We start from the raw sequence: 12,690 nt of genomic DNA, 5'->3' as shown, positions 1-12,690 counted from the left end.
ATGAAAATAAATATAATTTCCTTATTTCCAGAAATGTTTAACGGACCCTTTAACCACAGTATAATAAACCGTGCTATAGAAAAAAATATCCTTGAACTAAAATTTACTAATCCACGTGATTATACTTATGATAAACACCATCAGGTAGATGATGTACCATTCGGCGGCGGTGCCGGCATGGTGCTGAAACCTGAACCGTTTTTTCGTGCTGTAGCCGATGTAAAAATAAACCTGTCCGTCGAAACAACTTCACGGACAATTTTATTATCTCCCAGCGGCAAAACATTTTCACAAGAAAAAGCCAAACAATTAGCAAAATATGACTCCCTAATTTTTCTTTGCGGACACTACGAAGGTTTTGACAACCGGATTGTGGATAATCTTGCTGATGAAGTAATTTCCATTGGGGATTACGTCCTTACCGGTGGTGAACTTGCCTGTATGGTAATTATTGATGCTGTTTCCCGCATGCTGCCTGACGTATTGGGATCAAAAGAGTCAGCTGTAACTGACTCTTTTTATAATGGCATATTGGAATACCCGCAGTACACCCGGCCACGAGAATATAAAAATTTATCCGTACCGGAAATATTATTATCAGGTGACCATGGCAGAATCGATAACTGGCGCAAAAAAAAAGCTTTGGAAATAACTTATAAAAACCGTCCTGATCTGCTCAATAAAACGACTTTATCTGCCGAAGAACATGAAATGCTAAAAAAAATAGAAAATGATTGCACACAAAATTAAATTATGATAGAATTAGAAAGTATTGCAATCGGTCCGCTGGTAATATAAATTCCATGAACGATTGATGTTAAGGAGGAAAAATAATGAATATCATCCAAGTATTGGAACAGGAACAATTAAGAACAGATATTCCTCAGTTCCAACCAGGTGACACCGTACGCGTGCATGTAAAAGTTGTTGAAGGAACTCATGAACGTATTCAGATGTTTGAAGGTGTTGTAATAGCTCGCCAGGGTAGTGGTGTACGAGAAATGTTTACCGTAAGACGTATGTCATATGGTATTGGTGTTGAACGTACTTTTCTTGTTCATTCTCCGCGTTTAGCAAAAATTGATGTTATACGCAAAGGCGTTGTACGCAGAGCAAAACTTTACTACTTACGCAATCTTACTGGTAAAGCTGCCCGTATAAAAGAAAGACGCTGATAATTTGTTGTTGGGGGCTGCGCCTTTAAGGCAGTCCTCTTTTCTTTTGTTTTAAAATAATTTCCTACAAATAAAACTTATCCGCTGGAGGCTGAATATGAACAAATCATTAGGCGCAGAAATTAAAGACTGGATTATATCAATTGTTATTGCGGTAGTTCTTGCTTTATTCATACGTCATTTTATTGTTGAACTATATCTCGTTGATGGTCCTTCCATGGAACCTACATTAGAGAATCATGAACGCCTGGTAGTTAACAAATTCGTCTACCGTTTCCGTGAACCAAAAAAAGGCGAAGTTCTTATTTTTCAGTATCCAAAAGATCCCAGCCGTGATTTTATAAAAAGAGTCATTGCTCTACCAGGGGATACTATAGAAATAAAAAATGGACATGTTTTTGTCAATGGGAAATTACAAAATGAACCTTATATTCTCAGCCAGACCAAGGGTGATTATCCTTTGACCACTATTCCAGCAGGACATATATTTGTCATGGGAGATAATCGTAACAATTCCGAAGACAGTCGTTTCCCTGATGTTGGTTTTGTTCCATTTAATTTGATAAGGGGAAAAGCTGTATTAGTCTTTTGGCCATTAAATGAAATCCATTCTCTGCCTTGACTTTTTAGATGTTTCATATAAGATAATAAAAACGTCGGTTATACCGGCGTTTTTTCTAACTAAATGGAGATAAAAATGAACGAACAGAATATTAATATACCTTTAGTCCAATGGTTTCCAGGACACATGACAAAGGCCCGCCGCTTAATTGAAGAAAATTTGAAATTAGTCGACATCGTAATTGAACTTCTCGATTCACGTATTCCACTATCAAGTTCTAATCCTATAATAAAAAGCATGATTGGCAGTAAACCTCATATTATTGTTTTAAATAAAGCAGACCTTGCTGATCCAGTTATAACAGATGAATGGATTAGATTTTATAAATTAATGGGTAAAACAGCCATATCTATTGATTCTGTAAAGGGTAAAAACCTAAAAACACTTATGTCTGCTATCACAGCTTTAACGAAAAAACAAACGGAAAAATTTGCTTCCCACGGTGCTAACCCCAGAAGTGCCAGAGCTATGATTGTAGGTATTCCCAACGTAGGAAAATCCTCTCTCATAAACCGTCTGGCAAAATCATCCGCTGCTAAAACTGAAAACCGCCCAGGTGTCACTAGAACAAAACAATGGATACGTATAAATAAGAATATCGATCTTCTTGATATGCCCGGTCTTCTATGGCCAAAATTTGACGATCCTATAGTTGGCTTAAATCTTGCTTTCAGTGGTGCTGTAAAGGATGATATCTATGACAAAGAAAAGGTAGCCATGCTTTTGCTGGATTTTCTAAAAGAACATTACGGCCCAGCCTTACTATCACGATTCAACCTTACCAATCTGCCTGACACTTGTGAAGAACTGTTCCACATAATCGGTCAAAAACGCGGCTGTCTGATAAAAGGCGGCAACATTGATGCCGAAAAAGTCATAACGGTTATTTTCACTGACTTTCGCAGCGGCCGGTTGGGCCGGATTTCATTAGAATCACCTTCGCTTTAAATATTAGTTATAAGGTTAACCAAAAAATATCAATACAACAAGGAAAAAATGCATCATATACCGAATTGGTAATATGGTGTATTTTTATAGGTAAATATATGAACTTAAAGAATATGTCAACGAGAGAGATTGCCTCTATTCTTGAAAAAGATAATATCAATGATGACATTATCTCTATGCTGCATACAGATAAAAGAAAATCTGTCCAGCAGCTTCTTAAACACTATACTAACGAACAAAAAGAAAAATCCCGTCTGCATAATTTATATAAATATGAATATCAATTTAAAGAACAAGGCATAAACTATATTGCAGGAGTTGATGAAGCCGGGCGCGGTCCCCTTGCCGGACCAGTAATAGCTGCTGCCGTTATTCTACCTATAGGTTGTTTTATTCCTAAATTAAATGATTCTAAAAAACTTGCACCTGCTATGCGGGAAAAAATTTATACTTTAATAACCGAAAAAGCTTTATCTATAAGCCGTTCTATCATAGATGAAAAAACCATTGACCGCATAAATATTTATCAGGCTTCAATGAATGCCATGTATAATGCTATATACGGTCTTGGAATTACTCCTGAGCAGGTACTCATAGATGCAACACCGTTAAACTTACTGGAAATCCCCCATCTCTCCATAATAAAAGGTGATTCCAAAAGTGCATCTATAGCCGCTGCGTCTATTATAGCTAAAGTAGAACGTGACCATTTAATGAATGAATATGATAAAAAATACCCCCAGTATGGATTTTCCCGTCATAAAGGTTATGGAACCAAAAATCATATTGAGGCATTACAAAAATACGGACCGTGTCCTATACATCGCCGTTCCTTCGAACCAATAAAGTCAATGTAATAAATAAGGAGAACTGCTATGCCTATACAACCACAAATAAATGCGGCTAATCCTACACAAAAGCCTACAACATCAGAACCCGTTGATAAAAGTAATTCCACCCAAGAGACCATTGATACATCTTCTGGTTTTCGTCCACAAACAGATGTATCAATACGCAGTGCTATTACTGATCTATCAAAAATCCTGTCAGAAATAACCAGTACACAAAATAATAATATTGAGGACCTGCCGCCAGAAATCCAAAAACTAATTCAGGATATTCTGCAAAACTCTTTTTCTTTGGACAAAACTTTATCCCAGGGACTCAGCGATACCATCCAGGCCAAACGATATGCCTTTGATGAACTAGCTTTATTGGGAAAATTTCTCACCCAGCTTGGTGATCTCATAGAAAATAATAATTTCAATGGTCTGCCAGCAGATATAAAAACTTTACTAAGCAATTTTCGTTCCTTAATTAGCGAAGATCCTCAAATGCCAAATACAGTGGATTTATTAAAAACTTCTTTTAATCTACTTAACGGCAAAACTGTCAAAGACCTGCCTCCAGCCTTGAAAAATCTCTTATCTTCTACTCCATCTGACAATCAGGAGCTAAGCAGTCCACTTAATAAAAACATGCAGACATTAAAAAACTTATTGGAAACATTATTTAAACAAAATCCTCACACAACTGTTACAGCAGCTAATTCTGGCAGTGACAACAGTGCTAAACAAAATTCATCGTCTATTTCCACGGGGGCTTCTGCTGCTTCTGCCACTACCCACACAGTACTTCCGGAAAAGATTATTTCTCCTGCCATACACAATAAACAGCCTGCACTGGAAAATAACGTAAAACCTAAAACTTCTGTCTTATCAGAACTCTCTCCAGATACTACCATAAGTAAAAATCAAGCTGGCATTGAAACCACACCAACTCAAACAAATACTCGGAGTATACCTCTAAATGAAAAACAAAATATCATTTCTACCGAAAAACAAACTGATACCACCTCCACTGCTGTAAAGGGAAAAACCTCAGCAACCCCAGAGCTGCCAGCTAATAACACGGGAAAAGCTGCTGTTTCCCAGCAAAACACCAGCACTAATATCACTGGTCAAAGCAAATCTCCTCTTTTATCATATACTATAAATAATACTCCCCAGAGCCTGCACACATTACAAGAAATGGGTAACCTAGTCTTAAAGTCCAATACCCTGACACCCCAGGACACCGAATTGCTCAAACAATTTGTAAATAATACTGATTTTCCTTTAGAAAACATCAAACAGCTGCAAAAAGCTCTACAAGTTGTTGAACAAAATATCCCTGGTGTCATATCAGAAGCTGCCAATGAGCAGGAACTCCCCAATCTGCCAAAACTATGGACATTTGTTCAATTAAGTGATATAAGTACAATAAATACTACCCATGCTGAAACATTAAAGCAAACAGGAAAGGATATTGAAGATTTTTCTAAAATAATGAATCATTCCTTTTCCAGCAGTTCAACAGTTTCCTCCACACAAAAATCTCTTGACTTTATACTGCCCGTATTTCTTGACGAACATAAAAGCTATCCGACATATGTGAATGTATACAACGAAGGCCACAAAAACACTGCAAACGGAGAAACCCAGTATGAAACATGGCTTCGAGTATGCTGCCTAACAGAAAATGCCGGTGCTGTAGAAGTTATTCTCCGGCTGTATAACAAACAAAACCTGAACATTCGGCTGGCCTTTTCCAATGAAAATACCGCTTTATCATTTGAAGACTATCTGCCTGATTTACGCGCATATCTTCACAAATCAAAGCTCACCCTTACTGAATTAAAAATTGGTGCTATAGATTAAAAAAATCAGGAGTTAATCGTCATGGAAGAAAACAACAACAATACTTTTCCCCCGGATAAAAAAGCTGTTGCCTTACGCTATCAGGAAAAAAAAGGAAAAGCCCCCAGGGTAGTTGCCAAGGGCCGAGGATATACAGCAGAAAGTATCTTACAGGCAGCACAAAAGAACTCTGTTCCCATATATCAGGATAAAACTCTTGTAAGTATGCTAATGGCTCTTGAATTGGATAGAGAAATTCCTCCAGAGCTATATGCAGTAGTAGCAGAAATTCTTGCTTATGTATATCGTATTGACAAAAATAAAAAACCTAAACCGAAACTATAATATTATGGATAAAAAAAAGATAGGCAGTTTAGGAGAAAAATGCGCTGCTGATTTTCTACAAAAGCAGGGTTATAAAATATTAAATATGAACTTTTTTTCAAAATATGGTGAGATAGACATAATAGCTAAAAAAGGGTCTTTTTTAATTTTTGTAGAAGTAAAAACAAGAAAAAATACTTTTTTTGGCACTGCAGCTCAAGCTGTAGATATAAAAAAACAACGAAAAATTATCCATACAGCAGAATTTTATATTCTCCTGCACCAAAACTTACCAGTAAATTATCGTTTTGATATTATTGAAATTTATTATAAACAATTTACTTGTTATAAAGTAAATCATATAAAGGGAGCTTTTGAAATCTAACAATATGAATAAAAGAAAAAAACGAATCATCATCGGCATAACAGGAGCAAGCGGTTCTATATATGCCGTAAAATTATTAGAAGTTTTACAGGCAGTAAATATAGAAACGCATCTTGTAATAACCCATTCCGGCATTGATGTACTTCAATATGAGTGTCAGCTTACAACAAATGATATGAAAAACTATACCGATTATATATATGATGTTGACAATATTGGCGCCTCAATAGCCAGCGGCTCATTTTTATGCGATGCCATGGTCGTTCTTCCCTGCTCCATGAAAACTATTGGCTCAATTGCTGCAGGCATTACCGATAATCTTCTTATCCGAGCCGCTGATGTTACCATAAAAGAAAACAGAAAATTAATATTGGTACCAAGAGAAACGCCATTAAGTCCCTTGCACTTAGAAAATATGTTAAAATTATCACGTATTGGTGTACGAATCGTGCCAGCCTGCCCGGGATTTTACCATAAACCACAGAAATTGGATGACCTGATAAACATCATGGTAGGTAAAATATGTGACCAACTCGGTATTGAACACAATTTATTTACCCGCTGGACGGGAGAATAAAATTTTATATAAAGAAGGCCTTCTATGTTTGCTAAAACCATCGGTGCAGCTACAGCCGGAATTAACGGCATCATTATTGAAGTAGAAGCTGATATATCAAACGGCCTGCCATCATTTGATATAGTTGGTCTACCCGATCCTGCTGTAAGAGAAGCTAAAGAGCGTGTGCGTACTGCTATAAAAAACTCAGGTATAAAGCTGCCTCCCCGTAAAATCACTATAAATCTGGCACCAGCCGACTTAAAAAAAGATGGCTGTGGCCTTGATTTACCTATAGCAGTCGCACTTCTAGACGCATATGGTTTTTTACCTCCATCCCGCTGTCAGCATGCCATGTTTGCCGGAGAATTATCTCTTGAAGGTAACCTGCGTCCCATTCACGGTATACTGCCGATGGCAATCAGCTGTCACGAAAATAACATTCCCTTCTTGTTTCTCGCCAAAGGTAATGAACAAGAAGCTCTATTAGTAGACAACATCACAGTTTATCCCTTGGGCAGTCTGCTAGAACTAATAGACTTTTTTAATAACAAAACGACACTCCCTTCAGCGCAAAAAGCGACTGAATCTCCAATTGGTAGTAATATTGAGTCCATGGATGATTTTTCTGATGTCCAAGGCCAGTTTACTGCTAAAAGAGCTTTGGAAATTGCTGCTTCTGGCGGCCATAATGTCTTAATGTGCGGGGCTCCTGGCACCGGCAAAACAATGCTTGCCCGGCGGACTGCAACAATTTTACCAGCCATGTCAAAACAAGAAGCCTTGGAGGTAACTAAAATTTACAGTATCGCCGGCTTATTAAAAAAAGATTCCGGCATCATACTCCAGCGTCCATTTCGCAGCCCGCATCATACTATTTCCAATGCAGGAATGGTAGGCGGTGGCACAATCCCCAAACCGGGAGAAGTAACCCTCAGTCACAATGGTGTACTTTTTTTAGATGAATTACCTGAATTTAATAAATCTACTCTTGAAGTTTTACGCCAACCGCTGGAAGACAGAGAAATTTCCATATCACGTATTAACGCTTCATATACTTTTCCAGCCAGCTTCATGCTTATAGCAAGTATGAATCCATGTCCGTGCGGATTTTTAGGCGATAAATTACATCATTGTACCTGCACACCCAATGAAATAAAGCGCTACACCAAAAAAATATCCGGACCGCTGCTGGACCGAATAGATATTCATATTCAAGTTCCCCGCGTAGATTATACTGATATGATAAATGACAAAAAGGCTGAAAGTTCAGCAACCATACGCCAACGAGTAGAAAAAGCCCGGCAAATACAGTATGACCGTCTGGTGAAATATCATCTGCACTGCAATTCACAAATGAATCACGCTTTAATAAAAAAACTATGTCCCTTGACTACTAATGCTCAGAATATGCTAAAAATAGTCTTTGAGCAGATGGCTTTAAGTGCCCGATCCTATGACAGATTAATAAAAGTCAGCCGTACGATTGCTGATCTGGACAACTCCTCAACCATTTCTGAAAAGCACATTGCTGAGGCTATTCAATTCAAAAATAACATAAACACTAGCAAGTAATTATCCACTTTTTAAGGAGGTCATAAAAGTTGTCTGTAATTTATACAGGAAAAACCAAAAATATTGGTGTTATCGGATATCCTATACAACATTCCCTTTCACCAGTTATTCAAAATACCGTATTACAAAACATGGATCTCGATTACGCATATATTGCTATGCCCGTAAAAAAAGGCCAATTAGGAAATGCTGTTACCGGTTTGAAAGCACTTAACTTTACGGGTTTTAATGTTACCATTCCACACAAAATCAATATTATTCCCTATCTGGATTATATTGATGATGCAGCCAAACTAATTGGTGCAGTTAATACTGTTGTAATAAAAGATAACAAAATGTATGGCTATAATACTGATCATGAAGGCTTTATAAATGCTCTCAGTACCATCAACTTTTCCGTAAAAAACAAAATCGCAGCTGTTTTGGGAGCCGGGGGTGCAGCCAGAGCTGTAATTTACAGTTTACTCAAAGCAGGAGTAAAAAAATTATATATTGGTGTGCGTAACAGAGAAAAAGCACAAAAAACTATTTGTGATTTTTCTGCTTTAGGTGAAATACATGTTTATAACTGGCTGGACAATAACTTTACCAAATTTCTTTCGAAAATCGATTTATTGGTAAATACTACCCCACTGGGTATGTATCCTTACATCGAAGAAATGCCGCCTGTTGATTTTAACCAGATAGCTTCCCGCACTGTTATCTATGACATAATTTATACACCAGAAAAAACTAAATTTTTATTGGAAGCAGAAAAGAACCACAATATCATCCTAAATGGAGAATACATGCTGGCCGGACAAGGTGCCGCTGCCTTGCAGAAATGGACCGGCAGCCATAATATTGACATTGATTTAATGCGGATTGCTTTGCATAAAGCCTTGCTGGAAAAAATATAATGACTATTTCCAATACTGATTTATCGTTAAATGAGCTGGCCGACAAAACGCTTCGCTCATTTGACCAAATACAAAAATCTACCAATACCACCAGTATAAACATAAGTAGTTCTCCTATAGTCGAACTAGTCAATAAAATCATAAATGACGCAATTTTCCAAAATGCCAGTGATATTCATATAGAACCCACCACCACTTTAATTACCATAAGACTGCGAATAGATGGTGTCCTAAATAAATATGCTTCTCTCCCTATCAGCCTGCATCCCCTTATTATCTCCCGCCTAAAAATATTGGGAGAACTAAACATCGTTGAAAAACGACAGCCGCAAGATGGCAATATCACCTATACATATAAAAACAAAACAATAGATATCAGAATTTCCACTATACCGACAATTTATGGAGAAAAAATGGTAATGCGCTTGCTAAACACTTCCGGTAAACTTCTTTCCCTAGAAGAATTAGCCTTGTCCCCGCTAAATTATGCTGCATTTAATTCCCTTTTCCACAGATCAAGCGGACTTATATTAAACACCGGGCCTGTCAATTCTGGAAAAACTACTACATTATATGCCGCCCTAAAAGAATTGAACACAATAGAAAAAAATATTGTAACAATAGAAGATCCTGTTGAATATAAACTTAATGGTATCAATCAGGTTCAGGTAAACGAAAAAACAGGCCTGACCTTTGAAAAGGGACTGCGCGCCATGCTGCGACAAGATCCTGATATCCTTCTTATTGGCGAAATACGTGACAGCAAAACAGCTGAAGCCGCTGTAAGAGCAGCCTTGACAGGGCATCTTATATTGTCAACACTCCATACCAAAAATGCCGCCAGTGCTGTATTACGAATGCTTGACCTGGGTATAAAACCTTACCTGTTGGCAGCCACTTTATCAGGCTGTCTGTCACAAAGATTATTGCGGCGTATATGTCCCTATTGCCGGGAAAAATATCTGCCAGCGACTAATTCCCCTGCTTATAAATTCATGCATAAGCAAAAAATCCCGCCTGATAATCTTTTTCATGGACGCGGTTGTCCAAAATGTAATAACAGCGGTTATTTAGGACAAATTGCCGTGCAGGAAATTTTTAGTGTTGACTCGGACATTAAACAAGCCATATATGAAAATACCAATATTGACCTTTTAACACAGTTAGCCGTAAAAAATGGCATGCGTCCCTTGATAAGCGATGCCATTGACAAAGTCAAACAAAAACAAACTACTATAGAAGAAATAATAAGGATAATGAATGATTACTAACATTGCCTACGATAAATTCCAAACACTTATTTTATCCGCTGGGGAAAACTGCTCCGATCTTCATATAACAACAAACCACAATTGTTTTTACCGCATTGATGGTACCTTGTCCCCTGTACACCCCCCTGTTATCTTTAATAATGAAGAAATATGCGCATTATTAGATAAACTGTTATATAATAAAAACAAACAGCTTCTTTATCAAAAAAGAGCCGTAGATTTGTCATCTACTATAAAGAACCATCGGTTACGCATAAGTATATATAAACAAAATAACGAAACGGCTCTAGCCGTGCGCCTTATAAAGCCAAATATAAATTCACTGGAAAATGATAGTGCCTATCCCGATATTCTAAAAATACTTGTAAAAAAAACCAACGGTCTAATTCTTATCACCGGCCCCTCAGGTGCTGGCAAATCTACCACACTTGCTTCCATGATAAAATACAGGGCAGAATATTCTCCCTGCCATATAATAACACTGGAAGATCCCATAGAATATCTGTTAACTTCGCAAAAAAGCCTTATTCACCAGCGTGAATATGGACGAGATTTTTTTTCCTTTTCCCAAGCACTGAAAAATGCACTGCGGCAAGATCCTGATATACTGCTCATCGGCGAAATACGTGACAAACCAACAATGCAGGCTGCCTTGACTGCTGCCCAGACAGGGCACTTGGTTCTATCAACACTGCATACAGCAAATGTTCCTGAATCCATTACAAGAATAGAAAGCCTATTTTCTGAAAAAAAACAAAATATGATCCGACAGGAATTGTCAACAGCGCTGCAAGGCATCATATCCCAAAAACTATTACTTAGAAAAACTGGCGGCAGAATCCCTGCAATGGAAATACTACTCAGCACCGATGCTGTACGCAACCTAATAGTATCAGGTAAACCACAGCAAATATCATCAATAATACAAACTAATAAAAAAATCGGCATGCAGACAATGACCATGTCCATAGCCAGTCTTAAACAAAAAAATTTTATTGATTAACTGAGGAAATTCATCTTGAAAAAATATCTTTATCAAGCAAAAACCAGCACAGGAAAAAACTGTCAGGGCAGCATCCAAGCTGGATCTTCTAGGGAAGCCATAGAAACATTACGCTCACAAAAATATATCATCATCAATTTAACCGAAAAAAAACCTATATTAACTCACTATACAAAAATTTCTCTCTTATCTCACACTAAAATCAAACAAAATAATATTATTACTTTTTGCCGACAACTCAGCATATTATTAAAATCAGGTATTTCCCTGGATGATGCAATTTTTACAATACATGAACAATGTCCTGATAAATTTTTCAAAAATATTTTATATGATATTTCATTACAAATAAAAACAGGCAAATCATTATCAGAAAGCTTGTATATATACAAAGAATTTTTTCCTCACAACTTACTTTCACTCATTTCCATAGGAGAAGCCAGCGGTAAATTAGATAACATATTAAATGACTCAGCCTCTTACCTTGAGCGTGATTATCTGTCCAAAGAAAAATTAAAAACAGCCGCCATATATCCCCTCATACTCATCAGCACTTTTTTTATCACGGCGGCCATAATGATAACATTTGTTTTGCCAATGTTTACTACTATGCTTCATAATATTCATATTCCACTGCCATTGATCACTAAAATAATTCTCTTGTCCGGAAAATTTGTCCGTGAATATAACTCGGCAATAGTTATTGCTTTATTCATACTCTTCTTTATAATTAAACTATTATGGCATAATGAACATAATAAGTTATTATTCTTTACAACAATATTAAAAGTGCCTGTGCTAAATACCCTTCTTCTAGAAACAAAAATTTTCCAATTTAGTAATAATCTTAACATTATGCTATCAGCAGGTATAACTATAGATAAAGCGATCAATGTTATTTTATCCAGTACAACCAATGTTTATTGTAAACGAATATTGCAAACTGCCCAAAACAGCATTCAAAAAGGATTTCCTCTGTCAGCAGCATTATTGAAAGAACACATATTCCCCCCTCTATTTATGCAAATGCTCCTAACTGGAGAAAAAAGTGGTAACCTATCTTATACCATGCGACAATCAGCAAAATTTTATCAAAACGATATAGATATTCTTTATAAACGTATTACTGCCTTTGCTGAACCATTTATGATTATAGTTCTTTCCCTGCTTATAGGAACATTTGTAATAGGCATCGCTCTACCCATGTTTGATGCAGCTTCTAAGCTGCCCATGTAATATTTAACTATTATAACA

14 protein-coding genes are annotated in these 12,690 nt (G+C 36.9%); all 14 read left to right on the top strand.

Annotated elements, in window-relative coordinates; all coding sequences use genetic code 11:
* The 14 genes from trmD to I6760_RS10005 all read left to right on the top strand — a co-directional run bounded on the left by trmD (nt 1) and on the right by I6760_RS10005 (nt 12,672).
* Nucleotides 1–750, top strand: a complete 750-nt coding sequence (gene trmD / locus I6760_RS10070; RefSeq protein WP_196594300.1) for a tRNA (guanosine(37)-N1)-methyltransferase TrmD — start codon at nt 1–3, stop codon at nt 748–750.
* A gap of 83 nt (nt 751–833) precedes the next feature.
* A complete protein-coding gene (gene rplS / locus I6760_RS10065) occupies nt 834–1,175 on the top strand; it encodes a 50S ribosomal protein L19 (RefSeq protein ID WP_196594299.1) in 342 nt (113 codons plus the stop codon).
* A 97-nt stretch (nt 1,176–1,272) separates the two neighbouring features.
* Nucleotides 1,273–1,797 (top strand): signal peptidase I, encoded by a 525-nt coding sequence (gene lepB, locus I6760_RS10060; RefSeq protein WP_196594298.1) that lies wholly within the window; start codon nt 1,273–1,275, stop codon nt 1,795–1,797.
* A gap of 75 nt (nt 1,798–1,872) precedes the next feature.
* A complete protein-coding gene (gene ylqF, locus I6760_RS10055) occupies nt 1,873–2,745 on the top strand; it encodes a ribosome biogenesis GTPase YlqF (protein ID WP_196594297.1) in 873 nt (290 codons plus the stop codon).
* Between the two features lie 98 nt (nt 2,746–2,843).
* Nucleotides 2,844–3,602: a ribonuclease HII gene (locus I6760_RS10050; RefSeq protein WP_196594296.1), complete on the top strand. Its 759-nt coding sequence runs from the start codon at nt 2,844–2,846 to the stop codon at nt 3,600–3,602.
* 18 nt (nt 3,603–3,620) lie between these two features.
* Nucleotides 3,621–5,444 (top strand): hypothetical protein, encoded by a 1,824-nt coding sequence (locus I6760_RS10045; RefSeq protein WP_196594295.1) that lies wholly within the window; start codon nt 3,621–3,623, stop codon nt 5,442–5,444.
* A 21-nt stretch (nt 5,445–5,465) separates the two neighbouring features.
* Nucleotides 5,466–5,768, top strand: a complete 303-nt coding sequence (locus I6760_RS10040) for an EscU/YscU/HrcU family type III secretion system export apparatus switch protein (protein WP_196594294.1) — start codon at nt 5,466–5,468, stop codon at nt 5,766–5,768.
* Nucleotides 5,769–5,772: 4 nt separating this feature from the next.
* A complete protein-coding gene (locus I6760_RS10035; protein WP_196594293.1) occupies nt 5,773–6,132 on the top strand; it encodes a YraN family protein in 360 nt (119 codons plus the stop codon).
* 4 nt (nt 6,133–6,136) lie between these two features.
* Nucleotides 6,137–6,709 (top strand): UbiX family flavin prenyltransferase, encoded by a 573-nt coding sequence (locus I6760_RS10030; RefSeq protein ID WP_196594292.1) that lies wholly within the window; start codon nt 6,137–6,139, stop codon nt 6,707–6,709.
* Nucleotides 6,710–6,733: 24 nt separating this feature from the next.
* Nucleotides 6,734–8,263, top strand: coding sequence for a YifB family Mg chelatase-like AAA ATPase (locus I6760_RS10025; protein ID WP_196594291.1), 1,530 nt, complete (start codon nt 6,734–6,736; stop codon nt 8,261–8,263).
* 29 nt (nt 8,264–8,292) lie between these two features.
* Nucleotides 8,293–9,162 (top strand): shikimate dehydrogenase, encoded by an 870-nt coding sequence (locus I6760_RS10020; protein ID WP_196594290.1) that lies wholly within the window; start codon nt 8,293–8,295, stop codon nt 9,160–9,162.
* Nucleotides 9,162–10,433 carry a GspE/PulE family protein gene (locus I6760_RS10015; protein ID WP_196594289.1) on the top strand — a complete coding sequence of 424 codons (1,272 nt, stop codon included), beginning with the start codon at nt 9,162–9,164 and terminating at the stop codon, nt 10,431–10,433. Before I6760_RS10020 ends, I6760_RS10015 begins: the two co-directional genes overlap by 1 nt.
* The gene (locus I6760_RS10010; protein WP_196594288.1) at nt 10,423–11,436 is read left to right on the top strand and encodes a type IV pilus twitching motility protein PilT; all 1,014 of its coding nucleotides are present in this window, start codon (nt 10,423–10,425) and stop codon (nt 11,434–11,436) included. Before I6760_RS10015 ends, I6760_RS10010 begins: the two co-directional genes overlap by 11 nt.
* Before the next feature lie 15 nt (nt 11,437–11,451).
* Nucleotides 11,452–12,672: a type II secretion system F family protein gene (locus tag I6760_RS10005; RefSeq protein WP_196594287.1), complete on the top strand. Its 1,221-nt coding sequence runs from the start codon at nt 11,452–11,454 to the stop codon at nt 12,670–12,672.
* Nucleotides 12,673–12,690 lie beyond the last annotated feature (18 nt).

Source organism: Pectinatus sottacetonis (genome assembly GCF_015732155.1).
GTDB lineage: Bacteria > Bacillota > Negativicutes > Selenomonadales > Selenomonadaceae > Pectinatus > Pectinatus sottacetonis.
This window is presented reverse-complemented; position numbering and strand designations above follow the sequence as displayed.